Here is a 21,400-nt window from a genome sequence, read left to right on the forward strand (position 1 = left end):
GGACTTTCTGACTACTTATCTTTTGTTTTCCAGAACAAGTCCTTCAAACTTTCAGATTTATACTTTCTTACCTTTGCTGCCTTTTAAAATCTCATCTACCATTCCAAACTCTTTGGCTTCTTCGGCAATCATCCAGTAATCACGATCAGATGCATCCCAAACTTTTTCATATGGTGCACCGCTATGATCGGCAATTATCTGGTACAGTTCCTTTTTCAGCTTAGTGATTTCATGGTAAGTGATTTCAATATCTGATTGCTGGCCCTGCGCGCCTCCCGATGGTTGGTGGATCATTACCCTTGCATGTGGCAATGCGGCCCTCTTACCTTCGGTACCTGCACATAATAATACGGCAGCCATTGAGGCAGCCATACCTGTACAAATTGTTGCTACATCATTTGAAATGAATTGCATGGTATCATAAATACCTAAACCTGCATAAACCGAGCCTCCAGGTGAATTGATATAGATCTGGATATCACGTTTACTATCTGCCGATTGCAGGAATAGCAATTGAGCCTGAATAATGTTTGCAATATTTTCATAAATAGCATCACCCAGGAAAATGATTCGATCCATCATCAAACGTGAGAACACGTCCATCTGGGCCACATTTAGCTGGCGTTCCTCAATAATATAAGGAGTCATGCCGGTTGGTACAGTTGCAATACCACTTGGGGTACGACTGTGCTCAATATTTGAAATATATTTATCTACGTAAATACTGTTAATACGGTGGTGTTTAACAGCGTAATTTCTGAATTCGTTCTTATCGATGTTACTACTCATGGTTTTTGTGTATGTTAATTTTAGGTGCAGGCTTTTTGCCTGCGATAAATATAGTTTTTAGTTGAATACAATTTTAGAAAGATAGTTTGTATAAAGTAAAAATTATTTTTGTTGATGAAGGTTAAGGGACTACCATTAGGTTCCGTTTTACCGGTTCTTCGATACCGTCATTGCGAGGTACGCCTTTTAACAATATGCTATTATACACCAAAAGCAACCTTGTGAGTTGCTTTTGGTAAATTTTATATTCAAAATTGGTTTCTTATTTTTCAGAAACCAATTTATTAAAATCGGTAAACAAAATATCCTGTTTATCTAAAGTGATAACACTTTTAATAAAATCAAATACCCTTAATGCTTTTACCTCTTCAAATATCTTGTTAGCATTCTCTTTGTTTTGCAGGTATTGAACAGTGTACTGCGCTAACTGATCTTCAGGGATCGGCTGCGGGCTGTACATTCTGAATTGCTGATCTAAACGTTGTTTAGCCAAAGCGAAAACTTCATCGTATTTTAATTCGATCTTGTTATCAGTAATTATTTTGTTCTCGATCAAAGTCCATTTAAGGTTTTGAGCAAAATCATTATAACCGCCTTCCAGCTCTTCTGCAGTCAGTTTTTCGTTTGTAGCTTTTAACCAGCGTTTTAAAAATTCGTCAGGTAAATTAAAATCAACTTTAGCAATGCTTGTTTTGTAGATATCATCCTGCAATTTGCGTTCAGAATCCTGCACCATCATTGTTTCAAGCTCTTCGGTAATTTTAGCTGTAAATTCCGCTTCGGTTGTTACTACACCTTCACCAAATAATTTGTCAAAGAACTCCTGGTTCAAATCGCCTTCTTCTAACCTGTTAACATTTTTAACAGTTAACTGAAAGTTCGATTTTAAATCAGCCGCCTCGTCTTCTTCTATCTTTAATAACCCTGCAACCTTAGCTGCATCGTTATCATAAGCTTTCTGAATATCAAACGTTAATACATCTCCTTTTTTAAGGCCAATCAATGAAGCTTTAATGGCTTCATCCTTGATCTGATCTAAACGTACGGATGCCGTATTGTTTATCCCACCCTCAAAAACACTACCATCCGGAGAAAGCTGTACTAATTCACTATAAAGAACGTCATCATCTGCCGATACGTCAGGATTTGTCATTTTGCCATAGCTACGGCGAATATTTTTGATACGTGAAGCCAATGTTTCATCATCAACTTTGATCACATACTGGGTAACTTTATCATTTGATGAAAAGTCGATATTAAACTCAGGCGCTAAACCCAGTTCATAGTTAAACTCAAAATCATCGTTAAAATCCCAGTTATATTCTTTTTCACCATCAACCTTAGGCAATGGCTGGCCTAATACCTGCAGCTTTTGCTCGTCAATATAGTTTGTTAATGTATCCTGTAATAAGTTATTGATTTCTTCAACCAGTATACTTTTACCATACATTCTTTTTATATGTGATGCGGGAACCATACCCGGGCGAAAACCTGGCAATTTTGCTTTTTTTGCGTTTTCCTTTATCGCTTTATCAACACGTGGCTGATAATCTTCGGGGTTAATGTTGATTTTAACAACAGCATTCAGGGCATCTACTTTTTCCTGTGTAATATTCATCTTTCTACCGGGTATGTTAATTTGATCTATTGAAACTGTAGACCGAAAATCAATTGCGGACTATACAAATTTCGAGGCGCAAAAGTATGAATTTATTTTAATTTAATCCCTAATTTCCGTGGGCGTAAATTTACTTACCTTATTTTTTATCGGTTTAATTGTTCGCATATAGGCGTATATAGCTTCAAGATCGCCGGCCTTCATACCTGCATATCTATACCACGGCATAATTGACTGAAATTCAGCAGGTCCTACGTCAACCGGTTTCCGTGAGCTATCCGCATAGGTTTTAAAACGATTAACAAATTGCTCCTTTGTCCATGAACCAATACCGGTGACTTTATCAGTAGTGATATTGGCCGACCGCACAGTTCCATTACCAGGTATTTTAAACTCGCGGCCACCGGCATATTCCAACCCGGCTATTGCTTTACCCTGGTTAACCTGGCTGTGGCAATCTTTACAGGCTGCAATGGTTACCAGGTATTCGCCGTATTTCAGTGTGTCTTTTTCATTTGGTACGGCACCCAAAGTTGCTTTCTGAGGCATGGTGTGTACTAAAACGTTCAACGGAAAATCAAGCTTACGTTCGGGATAGTCTGTTTTGATCGGTTTAAGGCTGCGCAGGTAGGCTATAATAGCATAAACATCTTCCCTGCTCATTTTTGAATAGCCCGGCCAGGGCATCAGCGGAAATATAGCCGAACCATCTTTTTTAACGCCCGTGGTTATAGCACGAAATAATTCGCCGTCGGTCCAGTTACTTAAATGATATGGGGTTATATTGGGCACTTGTACGTTGCCTGGAAAATCCACTTTGTTATCAAATTTTTCGCCGCCCATACCATCGGTGCCCTCAACCATTGGACCTGCAAACTTGCTCCAGTCGCGGGTGGAGTGGCAGTCCATACACAAGGTTACGTGATTAGCCAGATATTTACCGCGTTCAAGGCGTTGCGGCGTTATTTCAACTTTAATATTTTCGGGTTCGCCAACATTGGGCAGGGCCAATGTAACGTATGATACACCGGCAATTACAATTAAAATTACAGCTACTACAAGGTAAGCTGTATACTTTAAAAACTTTTTCATGATAAGGCAAAAGGTTGTGGGTTTTACTTACAGGCCGGCATCAATCAACCTTTTTTACAGTTGATGCCCCTGACTTATCATTATTTACTGTTGATGGCGAACCTTTATATTCAATATCGGCAGCACCGCTTGAATGTATGTTTAACGTTTTTAATACGTTGATCCTGCAATGACTTACCCCCGAGGTATTTATCTCATAATCACCAACCACAAAATCAAAGGCGTTGATCTTTGATACCCCGCTTGATTCTACACGGTGTGATGCAGCCTGTCCGGTTAAATTAAGTTCGCTCATACCACTGCCTTCGGTTATTACATTGGCCGCGTTGAGGTCAAGGTTTATCTTAGTAGCTCCCGACAGATCAAATTTAATATCGCCGGTATTTATTTTCCCGTTCGATGATACGCTTACCGCGCCCGATGCGCCAATTTCTTTCAGGGAACGAATTCCTATGTTGACAACAATACTATCATCAGTGCAGAAATTCTTTTTAGATTTAATAGTTAACAGATTCCCCTCAACAGAGGTTGATACATATTTAAGGAGATTATCATCGCCGGTGATGCTAAGGGTTAATGAGCTATCCTGTTTTAAATGAACCCTAAATTCTCCAGAAATGTCCAGTTTATTAAATTCATTGGCCTTGCGGTTTTCGGTAGTAATATTACCAGAACCATGCACACACCGGTAACGGCATGATGTAAATATACTTACCGATACCATAGCAATCAGTACCGCAATATTTAAACTGAACTTTTTCATAGTGTTTCTTTTTTATGACGTTGTTTATAAACAGGAAGTTACACCAAAAATAAAAAAAGCTACCGCATTTGAGCGATAGCTTTTCAGAATATATGATGGACTTTTGCAAAAGCTTTTTTATATATTATATACCGGCTAAATCATTTTCGTTTTTGGCAGTAGTACCGTTGGTTACTCTATCATTATAAGTACCGGCAACAAAGTTATTGTTGTTTACACTTGATTGCAGGTTGTGGTTTAAGTTATACACGGTAGCTGTACCTGTAAGCTCAATTTTAGCATTGTCGCTTACGTTAACATTGGTATTGTAAGTTTCCAATTTCAGTTTAGCAGTAGCGTTGTTGTGCAGGTTAACTTCCAGATCGATAGCAGATAAGTTACCAAATGATTTTACCTCGGCATTATCATAAGCACTGATGGCACGCAGATCATTTGCTGTTACCCATACTACCAATTTTTCTGCAGTGTATGATGCAATGCGCAATACACCTTTTGAGCTTTGCACCAAAGCGCTTTCGGCATAATATTTATTGTAAACCTTCACCTGGTCGGTTGTGCCGGCAGATACGTAAAGCTCCACATTACCGCGGATTTCGATTTTACTGATGTTGCTTACATCGGTTAAAACAGTAGCAACAGTTTGAGTATTTTTTGTAGATGCGAAAGTTGAAGTTGATAAACCAGCTACTAAAACTAATGAAGCGGCGATGGTAAAGAATGTTGTTTTCATGATATTAATATTTTGATTGTCAAGTGATTGTGTTTTTATATTTTTAAATACACCAATAAGACGCCACCATTTTTAAAACGTTACAGCCATTTTGGGTGAATTAGATGTACACCCTGTTTTCATCGGCCAACGGGGTGAAAACATCGGTGAATGGCGGAAGATTTTTTTGGAGGGAGAGACGCAGCACTATAACTATAGATGTTTTATGAGAATACATCTACCTGAAAACAATAATTTCAGTTACAACTTAGAAGAACAGCGATGAATTTGATCCTTAACCTGGGAATTGTTTATTAAAGATCTGCTTAAAAAGTTACACCCAATTGCAGGCCGGTAGTTACAGAAGCTGGCTGGTTATTGCCAAACCTTACCGGCAATGGTACCGAAACAAAAAAGCCGGCATCTTTTCCCTTAACAATCATCTGGTTAAAAACGGGTGTAAACCCAAAACGGCCATTTGTTTCAAAAGCCATGCGACCGATAAAGGTAAAGCCATGTTTAAACCGAAACATGGCACCGGGATGAAATAAAACAGAATTGACCTTTGATATATTTTTTTCTGTGCGGATTGCCGGCGCAACCTCAAAGCTCACCCCAAAGTGGTCGCTTTTTAAAATATTAACTCCAAACGGAAAGCAAATGGTATATACATCGGAGAAATTACTGGTGACACCATCTTTATTCCAGGTTGCAACGGGATTAAAAACACTAAAGTAACCCGTCACTTTAGGATAATTTGTCGGTTGCTGTGCATGACTGATTTTAGCCGTCACTAATATGAATATTAAAAGGATTGTATACGGCTTGTAAAGCTTTATAAGTAAATGCATGCACAATATTATAAAAGCAGCACCGGCTAAAATTGTATAAATTTAACTATTGGTATCCTTTTTACTTTTCGGGTGATTTTTTATATCAAAAGGATTTCTCCCTCCTTGTACAGTGCATTTAATCTACCTTATATTTAATTAAAATGCATTCCTCCTACGCAATAAAAAACTCAGTTTTTAATGTAACAGATAAAACATTTATATTTTTAAATACAGTATAATAATTTAAAGAATCAATTATTTAACATATAATAAAAGATATTTAAGTTATTATTAAATATCTTTGCGCGATTATCAATAGATTATTGAATAATAAAACATATAACTAAACAATATCACTTAACAAACCTGCACAAACAATGAAATCAATTAAAGCAATTATCCTATTAACCTTAACATTTGGCGTAATAACCCTAAATTCATGTAAAAAAGATGATAAGGAAGCAACAGTATCAACCTCAATTTCAGCAAGTATTGACGGAACGGCCACAACATTTAACAACAACGCGATTGGCCTTACAGGCACCGTTGGCGGCGTAAAATTCACAAGCGTAACGGGTACCGCGTCAAATAAGGCGGTTATCTCGATAACTTTAAATGGCACCATAACAGCCGGCAAAACATATTCTGCAGCAGCAGCCAATGCGAACGACAAGCCACTGCTGTTATATGCACCTGATGACAACAATGACTATTTTAATGATGATAGTAACACTGCTAAACTGGTATCAGTTACAGTAACATCAATAAGCGCAACCAATATACAGGGTACCTTTAAAGGTAACGTTACCAATACAATTTCTATAGGCAACGGAACCGGCAAAATTAAATCCATCACCAACGGAAAATTCAACGTTACAATAACCGGAAAATAGTTTCCTGTTTTAAACAAGATTTCCGATGTATAATAAAAGAGGGCGCTGTTTTAAAAACAACGCCCTCTTTTATTACATGGTATATTTTGCCTGATTACCAGGGCATCTCTTTACCCAAATGGTAAAATTTACCGTTAGGGCCATCTTCGCCAATTAAAGCCATCTCTACGCTGGTTTTAGCACCATCCGGAATTTCCATTGGAGCATGTTCTGTTCCTATTTCGGTTTTAACCCAACCCGGGTGTACCGAGTTTACTTTAATACCTGTACCCTGTAATTCCTGGGCCAAATGCACCGTAAAAACATTTAAAGCGGTTTTTGAGGCATTGTATGATAACCTCTTGGCTGCATCTATAGGACCATTAGGTATAGAATGTACAGTAAGCGACCCCAATATGCTTGATAGATTAACTATGCGGCCGGCATCGCTTTTCTTCAATAAAGGAAGCAAGGCATTGGTAAGGTAAACAACACTAAAAAAATTGGTTTCAAAAACATACTCAAATTCATCTGCAGTAGTTTCAACGTTTTTCTTTACAAATGCCGAATCATTTTTAGGCCCCACACCAGCGTTGTTTACCAGGATATCCAGCTTGCCAAATTTATTTTCAATATAGGCCGCAGCAGCTACCCTTTGTTCAGGGTTTGTAACATCCAGCTGAATGCCATAAGCCTCAATACCCTGGGCGGCTAACTCAGCTGCCGCAGCTTCGGCGGCACTTAACTGGCGTGCTGCTAATATTACAGCGATTCCATTTTCTCCTAATTGTTTTGCGGTTTCAAATCCTAAACCGCGGTTTGCGCCTGTTATTAAGGCTACTTTTTTTGTTGACATGATTTTTGTTAATGGTTGTTTGTTAATTTTTAATTATTAGTGATCTGTACTGGTTGAAACTTCGATCCATTGATCAATTTCTTTACCTGTTTTTTCCGCATTGTTTTTGTAAGTACCAACAGCATCTTTACCAATTGGCAAGAGTAACGGAGGGTTTTCTGTATGGGCAATGTCAACAACAACTTTAGCCAGCTTTTTGGGATCGCCCGGCTGGTTGCCGTGTAATTGATCGGCCATTGCCCTCATTGGGCCCACGGTTGCATCATAATCGGCAATGATATTTTTTGATGCGGTATATGATTCGGTGCTCAGAAAATCAGTGCTGAACAAACCGGGCTCAACAACGGTAACTTTTATGTTTAACGGAGCCAATTCAACAGCTAATCCTTTTGAAATTCCTTCAACTGCAAATTTGGTTGATCCGTAGAGTGCCCAGCCCGGTATTGCATCAAACCCAAACAATGATGATACATTAATGATATGCCCGGAGCGTTGTGCACGCAAATGAGGTAAAACCGCACGAATCACGTTTAATAAACCGAATACATTGGTTTCATATTGATTTTTCACTTCGGCATCTGTAGCTTCTTCAATGGCGGTAACTATGCCAAAACCAGCATTGTTGATCAGCACATCAATCTTACCAAAATGATCGATGCTTTGCTTTACTGCAACTTTTACCTGCTCTTCGTTGGTTACATCCATAGTTACCACCAACAAATTGGGGTTATTGCCAAGGGCTGCCGCTAATTGATCGGCCTTACTGCGCACGGTTGCTACAACTTTATCGCCTGCAGCTAAGGCTGTTTTTGTGATCTCTAAACCAAAACCTTTTGAGGCGCCGGTTACAAATAATACTTTTTGAGTTTTCATTTTGTTTATCAATTTATTTTTTTTAGACTTTTTGGTCTATTTTTAGCATTTAAAAAAACCTTTATCAGGTTCGGTATATTTAATCTTTATAGTTATTTTAATTGGTAGCTCTTCAAATCAGCCTTAAGCATTTTGATAATGTCATGCATATATTTAGTGTTGCCTGTAACACGAGACATCATCATGCCGCCTTCCAGCATAGTAAAAATCTTCATGGCCATTTCTGCCGGATTAATATCTGCAGAAAACTCTTTATTCGCTACCCCCTCATTAATGATATCGCGAAAGCCTTGCTGCCCTTCTTCAATCATGACCTTTACTTTTTGTTTAATAGCAGGATTAGTATCATCCGCTTCCACACCAAAGTTGAGTATCGGACAGCCACCGGCTATATACGAGTTGATGGGATCCTTATACACATCAATAAAAGCAAAAAGCTTCTTGATGGCTGTTTTCTCCTTGTTTATTACCGAGGCGATTTTATCACCCAGTTTATTTAGCAGGTAATCAACCATTACCGTTGCAATTTCCTCTTTGTTTTCAAAATGACCATACAGCCCGCCTTTTGCCATTTTGGTAGCGGCAAGTATATCATCAATTGTGGTGCCGGCTATCCCCTTCTCGTTAAAAAGCGGTGCAGCCTGCTCTATAATAAATTGCCTTGTTCTTTCTGCTTTGCCCATATTGTTGATGATTGACAGAACAAAATTAGACCAAAAAGTCTAAAATTCAAATTATTTATTAAGGTTTTATTTGTTGTGACATTAGGATGAAGAAACCCATTAAATCCCCGTTTTATCACCCGCATTTTCTTTTATCTATAAATCCTTTGTCCTTTATTCTCAAAAAACTATCTTGCTTGCTCAAACCAATCAAAACCTATGAAACGCAGAAATTTTGTGCAAAGCTCGGTACTTGCGGGTGCATCATTACTTACAACCGGTGTTTTAAAAGCGGCCACGCTTACAGGCAGTACTGATCCAGCCAGTTTAACCGCAATAGCTACCGATAAACCATTCAATCTTAATTATGGCATTCATGATGGCATGTTTAAAAACCATGCTGGTGATGATTTTATTGAGCAGATAAAATTTGCATATGACAAAGGCTTCCGGTCAATAGAAGATAATGGGATGAGCGGTCGCCCCGAAGATCAACAGAAAAAAATAGGCGATACACTGGCCAAACTGGGTATGGGCATGGGGGTTTTTGTGCAACCGGGTTTGGGTAACGATAGTAATATGCTGGCATCGGGCAAAGCCGACCAGGTTGAAAAATTCATAGCCTCCTGTAAACAGGCTGTTGAAATTGCTAAACGCATCAACAGCAAGCTGGTTACGGTAGTACCCGGCGATTTTGTGCGCAACCTGCCCATTGGCGTACAAACGGGCAACGTAATAGAAGCGATTAAAAAAGGGACAGCCATATTGGAGCCGCATGGCGTTATTATGGTATTAGAGCCGTTAAGTGATAATCCCGACCTTTTCCTGCGTACTCCTGATCAGGCTTATGCTATTTGTAAGGCTGTGGGCAGTCCGTCATGCAAAATCCTGTATGATATGTACCACGTACAGCGTAACCAGGGCAACATTATCCCTACCCTCGATTTGGTTTATGACGAAATTGGTTACTACCAGATAGGCGATAACCCCGGCCGTAAAGAACCAGGCACCGGCGAAGTAAACTACAAAAACATATTTAAGCATATTTATAACAAAGGCTACCGCGGCGTTTTGGGCATGGAGCACGGCACAGCCGGACAAGGTAAAGAAGGTGAGCTTGCTTTGATAAAAGCTTACAGGGAAGCGGATAGTTTTATGTAGAGAATCGCCCCTTTAACTCCCTCCCTATCCCCATAAAACTGCGGTGATTAAGCGGAAATTCTAATATAACGTGCGCCAGGCTAAGTATAAACAACCATTTAATGCCTAAATTATAATTATAAAAATATAAGCCAACGGAGGCTACCCAGATAAGCCCTGCAATAACCGCTTTTGTCACCGAAATGCGATGCCATTTAATCACTTTTGTTTTGGTAAACCAGTTAATATAATGATAGGTGTAGGCAAAAGCAATAAGCCTGGTTAATACAATACTGGCCTGGTTGGTGTAAATATTTATGGCCTGGTTGCGCAGTGTTACAGTATTGAGGTGTGCAAAATGTTTATAATTACTCATGGCCCATTGCGTTGGCGCCTGGTGCAAATTGGTAAACAACAGGCACAACAATACCGGGCAAACCAAAAATATAAATAATGCCAGGTAACCAGAAAAATGGCGGTTCTTTAATGCGCCCAATAATAAAAAAGCCCCGGTGAAGATATAAACATGAATAAGTGTAGGGATATATAGCCCAAAAATGGTTCGCAGTAAATTGTTGCTGAGCAAGAAGTACCCCAGTGCTACAAGTAAGGCAAAAGCAAACAGGCGTGTAAAAGAATTATTGGTTACCAGCATAATGAACGACAGACCAAAGGCATAGTAAACAAGATTGGCAAAAGGCAGTTTAAGCAAAACCGTGACTATAACTACACTTACTATCAACAGAAAATCATACTTTTTCAGCGTAAAAAATTGTCGCCCGTTTAGCCATGAAATCTCGGTAAGGTAATGCGCCGGGCCAAGTATAGCGTATGATAGCAGCACCAGTTCAAACGGAATAAACAAGGCAAGGCATGAGGCAACCAACATGGCAAGTATATTGTAATAATTGATGTGGTTAATATTGAAATTCATTTCGCGTGCTTATCCGTTTTTTTACCAGGGCAATTTAAACTAATCAGCCCGTTCAACAAAAAGTAAACTAAATACATAATTTTATAAATGAAATTTAAACTTACAATCCTATTACTTTTCATATCCAGCCTTAGCTTTGCCCAGGACAGCCTTTTTGCCCGTAAGTTAGTTGATACCCTTACATCACCCTACTTTTGGGGGCGCGGTTATACGCACGATGGCGTACACAAAGCCGCGGCTTTTATATCGGCACAATTTAACAGCTACGGTGTAAAACCTATGGATGGCAAAAGTTACCTGCAGGAATTTAGTTACCCGGTTAATATATTCCCCGGCAAAATGGAGGCTACTATAAATGGGATTAAGCTCATCCCCGGTAAAGAATTTATTGTAAGCCCGGAGAGTAAAGGTGTAACCGGCGCAGGCAAACTGGAGCAAACGGATAGTACACACTTTGTTGATCGCAAAAACAGGATTATTGTTTCGGTAGAGGATAAACTTACCTGGTCTGTTGAAGGTAAAGCGCTTGATTTTACACTGATACAAGTTGATAAAAAGGCTTTGAAACAAATGCCGGCGTCCATTAAAGTTGCTATTGAAAACGAGGTTATCCCCAATTTTAAAACCGCTAACGTTTGTGGTTTAGTAAAGGGCACAGTAAAGCCCGATTCTATAATTATGATTACCGCGCATTATGATCATTTGGGAGGCATGGGCAGCGATACCTATTTCCCCGGCGCAAATGATAACGCCAGCGGGCTTACCCAATTGCTAAGTCTGGCCAAATATTACGCGGCAAATCCGCAGCCTTATACCATGGCGTTCATTGGTTTTTCTGGCGAGGAAGCCGGCTTACTTGGGTCCAAATATTTTACAGAAAACCCGCTTATCCCTTTAAAAAGCATCCGCTTTCTCATCAACCTTGATCTTAATGGCACGGGCATAGATGGAATCACGGTAGTAAACGCAACAGTATATCCAAAGGAGTTTGCCGCCATACAGCAAATTAACAACGAGGGTCATTACTTTGTAAAGGTGATGCCCCGCGGAAAAGCCGCCAATAGCGACCATTATTTATTTACAGAAAAAGGTGTGCCTGCTTTTTTCATATACACCTTGGGAGGTATAAAAGCGTACCACGATGTTTTTGATATCAGCGCCACCTTACCACTCAATAAGTATAAAGATCTGTTCTGGCTGATTGTAAAGTTCAACAGTTCGCTCATGCAAAACGTTAAGCCATAATCAGGATATGCTCAATCCAAACTTTTCACCATTTCCGGTTTTAACTACAGAACGTTTGATACTTCGCCGGTTTATTAATGCCGATGCAGCCAACCTTTTTAAATTGCGCGGTGATGCGGACGTGATGCAATATATCGGTCGTCCGTTGGCCAAAACGGTGGATGATGCTGTATGATAAATGTAATTGATGAGTTGCTGGCAGGCAACAATGGCATTACCTGGTGCATATCGTTTAAAACCGATGCCGAATTTATTGGAAGTATAGGCTTTTGGCGGATAGAAAAGGAAAATCACCGGGCCGAGATTGGGTATCTCTTAAACCCGGTACACCAGGGTAAGGGTATTATGCAGGAAGCTGTAGCGGCTGTTTTAAACTTTGGATTTGAAGTCATGCACCTGCACAGTATCCAGGCTAATGTTGATCCCCAAAATACAGCATCACTTAAACTGCTCGAGCGCAATAATTTTGTACGTGAGGGTTATTTTAAGGAAGATCATTTAGTTAATGGAAGCTTTGCCGATACGGTTATTTATTCATTATTAACAAAAAAGTAAATGTGTTAACAAATTATTTATACGAAACATTTTGAATTAAAAAATTTTAATGCATGTTTACAACTCGAAACCAATTATATCTAAGCTGAAAACAATTCAGTATAAATGGAGTTAAACTAAAAAACAAAAAAGAAACTTATCATGGCAACAGAAAAAGGAAGCGGTATTACCGCGTATTCAGTAAAAACAAAAACTAAGAATGTACCGATGATTGATCCTGTGATTGATATTAAATCGGGAAGGTACATTGCTACCGGCAAAGATGCCGCAGGAAACAAAATGGCTGCTATTATGGGCAAAGCTACAGCCGAAGAGCATATCAGCAATGGTAATGCAAAAAAAGGCACTGGCTGGGCTTAATATTTTATTAACCTATAAAGCCCTGGCTTAATTTTGTTTAAGCCGGGGCTTTTGCGTTTTCAAAGTTTTACCACAAGCCCTTATCATCACTTTACCAAAAAGTTTTAGCTAATCGGTCGCAGGCAACCGCCTATCTGGTTAAGTAATTATACGTACGTTAAAATGGGTGAAAACACCTATTCCATCGCTTTAACATTTGCTTTAATTTTATAGCACCTAATAATTAAAGCAATTTGATATGGCTGTACGTATACTTTGTATTAAAACCGATGCTAAATTGCATCACAATCCGTATGTGGCTATCGATTCATTGGAGTGGGTGAACGAGCGCATAAACGTAAAGGGAATAACAGAGCGGACCAAACTGCATGACTGGATAAAGAATAAAGAGGGCGAAGCCTATATTTTAGATGATAGCGGAAACAAAACCTGCCTCATCCCAGCCCTCTGCCCCGAAGGAAATAAATACGTAAAAACGGTTAATGATGAATCCGAATCTGAAATATTGTTTGGCTTGCCGGAGTGCGCTTAAAATATAGCACACATTTACCATTTACCGAACGGCTTTACAGCCAGGTTTGAATTGTAATACCTATCGTCGCCGGTAACCTCTTTGGTAACCCATGGCGGGAGTATGAACTTTTCATCTTCGCTGTCAAGCTCAATTTCTGCGAGCAGCAAACCTTTATTTTCTCCTAAAAACTCGTCAACTTCCCAAACCTTACCCGCAACTTCAATACAGTAACGTCGTTTCCTTAATTCAGATACTGCAAAATTATCCAGCAATTCTTCCCCTTCAACAGCAGGTATGGTGTACTCATACTCAAGGCGGCTAATACCTTTTGTACTACCCTTTATGGTGATAAAACCCTGGTCGGGCGTTACGCGTATGCGGATGGTTTTAGTATCATCACTTAAAATGTATCCTTGTCTAAAATACGTCCCTATCGGCTTAGGCATTTGCTGCCATTGTTCCTGATCAACCAAAAACTTTCGCTCAATTTCAACTCCCATCGGTTTGCTGTTTTTTAAATTTAACCTGCCTTTTAGCAGATGGTTTTAAATTCTGTTAGGTAATGGTACTCTTATTTTAAAATATTCACAAATATTAACTTTTTAAAAATCAATAGCCTATATTTAATGTATATTCCTTTAACCTAAATTAAATAGCCTTATGAAACCGATAATAAAACTTTCAGGGTTAATTTTGATATTATCAATTAACTTTTTTAATCAGGGCTGCAAACAACCTTCCGTAGTTAAACATGATGGCGAAAAGGACCGGATATCGTTTAAACCAATATTCGGTAGCACTTATACAGAAATTTCACGGCGCACTGCAAATGGGCTTTCTTTTAATAATTACGGCTACCAACTGGAACCTCAATGGCAAATGAATTTTGTTTCAGACGATTCAGTAAGTATCTACAGCCCAACAAAAGGCCGGTTTATAAACTTTCCGCTTACCAGGGGATATGATTCTGTTTTTAACACAGCCAGAACATGGCTCAAGGTAAAAAAGATGAACAAAGATAGCCTCAGGCTCGAAGTACTTGAAGCCTACGGTGATTCGGTTGATACAAAAGGGGTCCGGGTATTCATGACCTTTTATAACAATGATTACATAAAAAACACACTTCATAGCGATACCGGGGTATTAAGAAGACCCAGCCGTAAAGATTCTTTATATGTCAGATCATTATCAACTGTGGCAAATAAAGATTATAAAAAAGCCTTTTCTGCCAGGGAACCAGTTGTTTTCACAAGCAAAAGCCCAAATGTAAAAGTTAAAAAATGGATTACCGAGGGCGACATGTTAAATCATTTTAGTACAAGTGATGATTATATGAATCCCACATATGATATTGCCATTAGCAAAGCTTACGCTAATTTTTATTATTCCTTCACCGTTTTTGTTACCGTAGATGGGCAGATGTATTACGGCAAGCCTTTAATACCATTTTTCAATCAGTCATTTAAAGATAATTATCTCCGTCTTTCGCATTCGGTAATGGATAGCTATCTTAAATATTACCTGCAGGTAATTCCTGGTAAAACACTTGGAATGCCCCATGCAAGTGAGGTAAATGTACACGTTGAAGGAAAAACTGGAATTTAGGGTTTCTGTGATTTATTTCGTATTACAATAAAAAAAATGTGGTTGTGGCAGCAGCGAATCACTTGATTCGTAGCTGCTAATAATAAATTACTTACTGATTTACAGATATTTAAATAGCTCTACAGCAACCTACAATTATTGTAGACATTAAAAGATTCAACCTTTATTTTAATTTATATTGTTAAAACGATCTTCATAGAAAATTCATACCTGTTACTAATGTTTGCAAAGTTGAATTGAATTGAGGACAATGTATAAAATAAAAACCCTGCTATTTTTATTAGTTGTATTTTTTTGCTGTAATACAAACCGGGCCACCGCCCAAACCGACACGGTTAAAATTAACTTTCAGGACGCCGAAAAACAGTTTTTGGAAAACAACCTGAGTCTATTAGCCCAAAAATATAATATTGAGGCGTCAAAAGCGCTCATACAGCAAGCCAAACTTTGGGATAACCCCGTACTTAGCACCGACCAGAACATATGGGATGGTGGCAGCCGCAAATTTTTTAACCACAACAATGGTGGCGGGCAAGTTTTTGTGCAGCTTAGCCAGGTATTTGCTACTGCCGGCAAACGCGGCAAACAGGTACAGGTGGCGCAAGATGATGCCAAAGTTCAGGAAGCTGCATTTGCCGACCTGATGCGCAACCTGCGATACAATTTGCAGTTAGATTTTAGCCAGCTGGCTACGCTTAACGCGCAGGAGAAGGTTTATCAAAATGAAATTAACTCGGCAAAAAACCTGGTAGGCGCTATCCAAAAATCATTTGATGCGGGTAATACCTCTATGAAGGACCTCATCAGGCTTAAGGCTTTGCTTTTTGGCTTGCAAAACGACATGGTGGAAAACAACCGCCAAATCAACAGCCTGCAAACCGAGCTAAAAACTTTATTACAAACCAAAGAAACAGCTTTTGTTTACCCACTGATAAATGATAAACCGGTAGAAACCGTAGTGCTTGATATACCAACACTGATTGAACAGGCCAAAACCAACAGGCCCGATTATTTATCTAACCAATATCAATTAAGCTCGGCAACCCATAACCTGGCTTTTCAAAAAGCACTTGCTGTGCCCGATGTTACCATAGGCGCTGCATATGATCAAAACAGCAGCTATGCCAGAAATTACTATGGCTTACAAATTGGCTTACCCCTGCCCTTCTTTAACCGCAACCAGGGCAATATCAAATCGGCTAAATACAATATCCAAAGCCAGGAAAGTACGGTAAAACAAAATGAGCTCCAGCTTAAAAATGATGTTGTTGCAGCTGTAAACCAGTATAAATTAAACCAACAGTTGTTTTCAACCCAGCAACTGGAGTTTAATGAGCAGTATGATAAACTGTTTAGCAGCATGCTTAAGAGCTTTCAGCAAAGGCAAATTAGCCTGGTGGAGTTTGTTGATTTTTTTGACACCTATAAGGATACCAAACTTAAAGTACTTCAACAGCAATATAACCTGCAAAAGGCTATCGCCGATCTAAACTTCGCCACCGGCACCACTATAATTAAATCTTAAAACACTTTATACTATATATGATGAAAAGAGAAACGCTGATACCTGTTCTTTCGGCTTTACTGTTTTTGGCTGCCTGCAAAGGAAAAACTCAGCCCGTTGCAGAAAACAAACCAATATGTGTAAGCGATTCAATGGCCAAAATAATCACCATTGATACTGCCAAAACTACCGCTATAAAAAACGAGCTCACGCTTTCGGGCCAGGTATCAAATGATGAAAATACCGTTGTTAAAGTTTTCCCTTTTTCAAGCGGGCAAATATTGGATGTGAAGGTTTCCTTAGGTGATAAGGTAAGCAAAGGTCAAACCCTGGCAATTATGCGCAGTGCCGACGTGGCAGGTAACTATACCGATCTTACAGCTACTAAATCCGACCTGGCGATATCAAAACGCCAGCTTGAACAGGCCGAATACCTATACAAAAACGGTATCTCAAGCGAGCGCGATTATACCGAGGCAAAAGAAAATTTCAATAAAGCCCAAGCCGCCAATAGGAAAATACAACAGCAGATAGCTATCAATGGCGGTGGCAATACCAATGCCGGTGGCACCCTGGTAATAAAGGCGCCGGAAAGTGGCTATATCGTTGAAAAAAATGTAACTACAGGCAGCTTTATCCGCCAGGATAATAACGGAAGCCTATTCACTATATCAAATATGAAAGATGTGTGGATTTGGGCCAACGTATTTGAATCAGACATCAGTAAAGTTAAAACCGGCTACACAGCCAAAGTAACCACAATAGCCTATCCGGGTAAGGTTTTCGACGGTAAAATTGATGCGGTAAGTTCGGTGCTTGATCCGGACAATAAGGTAATGAAAATAAAAGTGGTATTGCCCAATAAAGACATGCTTTTGAAGCCGGAAATGTTTACCAATGTGGTTATCACCAATAACGATGCGGCAACAGCGGTATCCATACCTGCAAAGGCGGTAATATTTGATAGCAGCAAAAATTTTGTAATTGTATATAACGACAAATGCAATTTAAAGGTGCGCGAAGTAAGCGTCATTAAAACAGTAGATAATGTAAGCTACATAGCATCAGGGTTAAACGCGGGTGATAAGGTGATTTCAAAAAATGGTTTGCTTTTATACGATGCTTTAGCAGGAGATTAATTTGAGAAGTATCAAGTCGCAAGTATCAAGTATCAAGATTTTGATCCTGTATATTGATATACGACTTAACTCTGAAACTAATAAAAAAGTCTTGCTACTTGATACTAAATACTTGATACTAAAAAAGAATCTAATTACCTGATACTATCAAAATGAATAAATTCATTAAAAATACAATCTACTTTTCGCTAAGGCACCGCTATTTTGTGTTTTTTATGACACTGGTACTGGTTGTGCTTGGTATATGGAGTTACATGAATACGCCCATCGAGACGTTTCCCGATGTAACCAACACGCAAATCATCATTATCGCCCAGTGGCCTGGCCGCAGCGCCGAAGAGGTGGAGAAAATGATCACCATCCCGATGGAGACCGTTTTAAACTCGGTACAGAAAAAGGCCAACCTGCGTACAACTTCCGCTTTCGGTTTATCATACGTGCGTATCATTTTTGATGATGATGTGGATGACGCCTTTGCGCGCCAGCAGGTGTTGAGTCGTTTGGGTAACGCCGATTTACCCGATGGCGTTAAGCCTGAGGTTGAGCCACCTTATGGCCCAACAGGTGAAATTTACCGTTACACACTTAAAAGCCATACCAAATCAATCCACGAGCTTACTGCTATTCAGGATTGGGTGTTGGACAGGCAATTCAAATCCGTTCCGGGAGTTGCCGATGTTAACAGTTTTGGAGGCGAAGAAAAAACTTACGAGGTTAGTGTTAACCCTTCTCTTTTGCAAAAATACGGGCTAACATCGCTGGATGTTTACACCGCCATTAACCGCAGCAACATCAACGTGGGTGGTGATGTGATTGAAAAAAATGACCAGGCCTATGTAGTGCGTGGCATCGGGGTTATCAACAATATTGAAGAGATTCAGAACATCATCATTAAAAACGTAAACAACGTACCTATCCTGGCCAAGGATATTGCCGATATTAAAGAAGCTGGTTTGCCGCGTTTAGGGCAGGTAAGCCGCGATAAGCAGAAGGATGTGCTGGAAGGTATCATCGTAATGCGTAAAGGCGAAAACCCTGCCGAAGTTTTAGATCGGATACGTGATAAGGTAAAAGATCTGAACGAGAATATTTTACCAAAGGATGTAAAGATTGATACCTTTTATGATCGTACCAACCTGATGGATTTTTGTACCGAAACGGTGATCCATAACCTTTGCGAGGGTATTATCCTGGTAACCGTTATCGTGTTCCTGTTCATGGCCGACTGGCGTACTACCTTAACTGTAGCCATCATTATCCCGTTGTCGTTACTTTTTGCCTTCGTATGTATGCGAATAAAAGGAATGAGCGCCAACCTGTTATCAATGGGGGCAGTCGATTTTGGTATTATTATAGATGGTGCGGTTGTAATGGTCGAGGGTATTTTTGTGGCGCTTGATCATAAGGCCAAAGAAGTGGGCATGCAAAAATTTAACGGGCTCGCAAAACTTGGCCTCTTTAAAAATGTAGGCGCCGAAATGGGTAAGGCTATCTTCTTTTCAAAGCTTATCATCATTACCTGCCTCATTCCTATCTTTGCATTCCAGAAAGTTGAAGGTAAAATGTTTAGTCCGCTGGCTTATACCTTAGGCTTTGCACTCCTTGGAGCACTGATATTTACACTTACATTAGTACCTGCACTATCAAGTATCCTGTTGCAAAAAAATGTGCGGGAAAAACATAACCCGGTTGTTATCTTTTTTGAAAACGGCATCCGCCGGATGTTCAACTTCACATATAAAAATCAGAAACTTAGCCTTATCGTAGCGGTAGCCTTTATGGCCATCACGTTCTTCTCGGCCAGGTTTTTAGGTTCGGAGTTTTTACCTGACCTTAACGAAGGCGCCCTGTGGGTTGAGGCCGAACTACCGATGAGCGTTTCACTGTCTGAAGCGGAAAGCATCAACCAAAAAATGATGCAAATACTGCATAAGTTCCCCGAGGTAAAACAAACCCTGGCACAGGTTGGCCGTACCAATGATGGTACCGACCCTAAGGGCTTCTTTGATGTACAGATCCAGGTGGATTTAAGGAACAAAAAAGAATGGCCCAGCGGCTTAACCGAAGACCAGCTGATTGACCAGATGGATAAGCAGCTGAGCAAAATCCCCGGTACCGTATTCAATTACTCTCAACCCATCCGTGATAACGTAGAGGAAGCCGTAGCGGGTGTTAATGCGGCATTAGCTGTAAAAATATTTGGGCCAGATTTTCAAACGCTTGATCATAAAGCAGATAGTGTATTAAAAATCCTGAAAACTGTTCAGGGGGTCGAAGATCTTGGTGTACTGCGCAATTTAGGTCAGCCGGAGTTCAGGATTGAGCTTGATCAGCGTAAAATGGCGCTGTATGGCGTTTCAACAGCCGATGCCAACTCGGTAATTGAAATGGCTATAGGTGGTAAAGCCGCAACTGAATTATATGAAGGCGAACGCCGGTTTGATATCAGGATAAGATACCAGCAGCAATACCGCGATACAGAAGATAAGATAGAAAACCTGATGGTGCCTACCCTAAACGGATCAAAAATCGCGATAAAGGAAATTGCCACTATTAAAACCATCACCGGCCCTGCCTTTATTTACAGGGATAATAATACCAGGTACATTGCCGTAAAATTCTCTGTTCGTGGCCGCGACCTGGGCAGCACTATCAGGGAAGCTCAGGATAAAATTCACTCAAAAGTTACCTTTGGGCATGGATACACCGATGTTTGGGCTGGCGAGTTTGAAAACCAGATCCGCGCATCAAATACATTGGCGCACGTAGTGCCTATATGTTTGCTGGTTATATTCCTTATTTTGTTTATCACGTTTGGTAACGCTAAAGATGCCACACTGGTTATCATGAACGTACCGTTCGCGTTAATAGGTGGTATACTTGCATTGCACATAACCGGTACCAATTTCAGTATCTCGGCAGGTATTGGTTTTATAGCCTTGTTTGGGGTATGTATTCAAAATGGGGTAATCCTGGTATCCGTTTTCAAAAAGAACCTGGAAGAACACATCCCACTTGATAAAGCCATATTAGATGGGGTAATAAGCAGGGTAAGGCCGGTAGTAATGACTGCGCTGATGGCAGCTATAGGATTGATGCCTGCAGCGGTATCAACGGGTATTGGGTCTGAAACGCAGAAACCATTAGCCATTGTGGTTATCGGTGGTTTGGTTACATCAACCATATTAACCTTACTTATATTGCCTATTATATATGCTATAGTTCACCGTTTGATTCATCGCCGGGAGAACCGAAAACTATTGAAAAAAATGGGCGTTGTAAGAAATGCCTAACTCCTAATACAAAACGCCCGGGCAAACACCGGGCGTTTTTTTAT

At 39.8% G+C, this 21,400-nt stretch carries 22 protein-coding genes; 11 read left to right on the forward strand and 11 right to left on the reverse strand.

The window, feature by feature from the left end; all coding sequences use genetic code 11:
• Positions 1-57: 57 nt before the first annotated feature.
• The 6 genes from Q0R88_RS20270 to Q0R88_RS20295 all read right to left on the reverse strand — a co-directional run bounded on the left by Q0R88_RS20270 (position 58) and on the right by Q0R88_RS20295 (position 5,765).
• Positions 58-789, reverse strand: coding sequence for an ATP-dependent Clp protease proteolytic subunit (locus Q0R88_RS20270; RefSeq protein WP_295719705.1), 732 nt, complete (start codon positions 787-789; stop codon positions 58-60).
• 262 nt (positions 790-1,051) lie between these two features.
• Positions 1,052-2,407 carry a trigger factor gene (gene tig, locus Q0R88_RS20275; RefSeq protein WP_295719707.1) on the reverse strand — a complete coding sequence of 452 codons (1,356 nt, stop codon included), beginning with the start codon at positions 2,405-2,407 and terminating at the stop codon, positions 1,052-1,054.
• Positions 2,408-2,509: 102 nt separating this feature from the next.
• Positions 2,510-3,499 (reverse strand): cytochrome C, encoded by a 990-nt coding sequence (locus Q0R88_RS20280; protein ID WP_295719709.1) that lies wholly within the window; start codon positions 3,497-3,499, stop codon positions 2,510-2,512.
• A 40-nt stretch (positions 3,500-3,539) separates the two neighbouring features.
• A complete protein-coding gene (locus tag Q0R88_RS20285; protein WP_295719712.1) occupies positions 3,540-4,262 on the reverse strand; it encodes a head GIN domain-containing protein in 723 nt (240 codons plus the stop codon).
• 124 nt (positions 4,263-4,386) lie between these two features.
• On the reverse strand, positions 4,387-4,992 hold the full coding sequence (locus Q0R88_RS20290; RefSeq protein WP_295719715.1) for a DUF2807 domain-containing protein: 606 nt from the start codon (positions 4,990-4,992) through the stop codon (positions 4,387-4,389).
• Between the two features lie 305 nt (positions 4,993-5,297).
• The gene (locus Q0R88_RS20295; protein ID WP_295719717.1) at positions 5,298-5,765 is read right to left on the reverse strand and encodes a hypothetical protein; all 468 of its coding nucleotides are present in this window, start codon (positions 5,763-5,765) and stop codon (positions 5,298-5,300) included.
• Between the two features lie 416 nt (positions 5,766-6,181).
• Between Q0R88_RS20295 and Q0R88_RS20300 the strand changes: the two genes are divergently transcribed.
• Complete coding sequence (locus Q0R88_RS20300; protein ID WP_295719719.1) at positions 6,182-6,697, forward strand: hypothetical protein; 516 nt, start codon at positions 6,182-6,184, stop codon at positions 6,695-6,697.
• A gap of 94 nt (positions 6,698-6,791) precedes the next feature.
• Here the strand turns inward: Q0R88_RS20300 and Q0R88_RS20305 are convergent, their stop codons facing one another.
• The 3 genes from Q0R88_RS20305 to Q0R88_RS20315 form a co-directional block, all read right to left on the reverse strand.
• Complete coding sequence (locus tag Q0R88_RS20305) at positions 6,792-7,532, reverse strand: SDR family oxidoreductase (RefSeq protein ID WP_295719722.1); 741 nt, start codon at positions 7,530-7,532, stop codon at positions 6,792-6,794.
• Positions 7,533-7,568: 36 nt separating this feature from the next.
• Entirely contained in the window at positions 7,569-8,405 is an 837-nt protein-coding gene (locus Q0R88_RS20310; protein WP_295719723.1) for an oxidoreductase, read from the reverse strand.
• Positions 8,406-8,497: 92 nt separating this feature from the next.
• Entirely contained in the window at positions 8,498-9,088 is a 591-nt protein-coding gene (locus Q0R88_RS20315) for a TetR/AcrR family transcriptional regulator (RefSeq protein ID WP_295719724.1), read from the reverse strand.
• A gap of 198 nt (positions 9,089-9,286) precedes the next feature.
• Here Q0R88_RS20315 and Q0R88_RS20320 point away from each other — a divergent pair, with 198 nt between their 5' ends.
• Positions 9,287-10,228, forward strand: a complete 942-nt coding sequence (locus tag Q0R88_RS20320; protein WP_295719726.1) for a TIM barrel protein — start codon at positions 9,287-9,289, stop codon at positions 10,226-10,228.
• Here the strand turns inward: Q0R88_RS20320 and Q0R88_RS20325 are convergent.
• On the reverse strand, positions 10,221-11,141 hold the full coding sequence (locus tag Q0R88_RS20325; RefSeq protein WP_295719728.1) for a hypothetical protein: 921 nt from the start codon (positions 11,139-11,141) through the stop codon (positions 10,221-10,223). The genes Q0R88_RS20320 and Q0R88_RS20325 overlap by 8 nt on opposite strands.
• Positions 11,142-11,228: 87 nt before the next feature.
• Here Q0R88_RS20325 and Q0R88_RS20330 point away from each other — a divergent pair, with 87 nt between their 5' ends.
• From Q0R88_RS20330 to Q0R88_RS20350, 5 genes are all read left to right on the forward strand, one after another.
• Positions 11,229-12,386, forward strand: a complete 1,158-nt coding sequence (locus Q0R88_RS20330; RefSeq protein WP_295719730.1) for a M28 family peptidase — start codon at positions 11,229-11,231, stop codon at positions 12,384-12,386.
• A 7-nt stretch (positions 12,387-12,393) separates the two neighbouring features.
• The gene (locus tag Q0R88_RS20335) at positions 12,394-12,561 is read left to right on the forward strand and encodes a hypothetical protein (protein WP_295719732.1); all 168 of its coding nucleotides are present in this window, start codon (positions 12,394-12,396) and stop codon (positions 12,559-12,561) included.
• Complete coding sequence (locus Q0R88_RS20340; protein ID WP_295719733.1) at positions 12,558-12,941, forward strand: GNAT family protein; 384 nt, start codon at positions 12,558-12,560, stop codon at positions 12,939-12,941. Before Q0R88_RS20335 ends, Q0R88_RS20340 begins: the two co-directional genes overlap by 4 nt.
• A gap of 141 nt (positions 12,942-13,082) precedes the next feature.
• Positions 13,083-13,301 carry a hypothetical protein gene (locus Q0R88_RS20345; protein ID WP_295719736.1) on the forward strand — a complete coding sequence of 73 codons (219 nt, stop codon included), beginning with the start codon at positions 13,083-13,085 and terminating at the stop codon, positions 13,299-13,301.
• Positions 13,302-13,539: 238 nt separating this feature from the next.
• The gene (locus tag Q0R88_RS20350; RefSeq protein ID WP_295719738.1) at positions 13,540-13,833 is read left to right on the forward strand and encodes a hypothetical protein; all 294 of its coding nucleotides are present in this window, start codon (positions 13,540-13,542) and stop codon (positions 13,831-13,833) included.
• Between the two features lie 14 nt (positions 13,834-13,847).
• Here Q0R88_RS20350 and Q0R88_RS20355 read toward each other — a convergent pair whose 3' ends face one another.
• Entirely contained in the window at positions 13,848-14,315 is a 468-nt protein-coding gene (locus Q0R88_RS20355) for a CYTH domain-containing protein (protein WP_295719741.1), read from the reverse strand.
• Positions 14,316-14,475: 160 nt separating this feature from the next.
• Here Q0R88_RS20355 and Q0R88_RS20360 point away from each other — a divergent pair, with 160 nt between their 5' ends.
• The 4 genes from Q0R88_RS20360 to Q0R88_RS20375 all read left to right on the forward strand — a co-directional run bounded on the left by Q0R88_RS20360 (position 14,476) and on the right by Q0R88_RS20375 (position 21,356).
• A complete protein-coding gene (locus Q0R88_RS20360; protein WP_295719743.1) occupies positions 14,476-15,420 on the forward strand; it encodes a hypothetical protein in 945 nt (314 codons plus the stop codon).
• Positions 15,421-15,670: 250 nt separating this feature from the next.
• Complete coding sequence (locus Q0R88_RS20365) at positions 15,671-16,945, forward strand: TolC family protein (protein WP_295719745.1); 1,275 nt, start codon at positions 15,671-15,673, stop codon at positions 16,943-16,945.
• A gap of 17 nt (positions 16,946-16,962) precedes the next feature.
• Positions 16,963-18,063, forward strand: coding sequence for an efflux RND transporter periplasmic adaptor subunit (locus Q0R88_RS20370; RefSeq protein ID WP_295719747.1), 1,101 nt, complete (start codon positions 16,963-16,965; stop codon positions 18,061-18,063).
• Positions 18,064-18,215: 152 nt separating this feature from the next.
• Positions 18,216-21,356, forward strand: a complete 3,141-nt coding sequence (locus Q0R88_RS20375) for a CusA/CzcA family heavy metal efflux RND transporter (protein WP_295719748.1) — start codon at positions 18,216-18,218, stop codon at positions 21,354-21,356.
• Positions 21,357-21,400 lie beyond the last annotated feature (44 nt).

The sequence above is a fragment of the Mucilaginibacter sp. genome, from assembly GCF_025362475.1.
In the GTDB taxonomy this organism is placed as follows: Bacteria; Bacteroidota; Bacteroidia; order Sphingobacteriales; family Sphingobacteriaceae; genus Mucilaginibacter.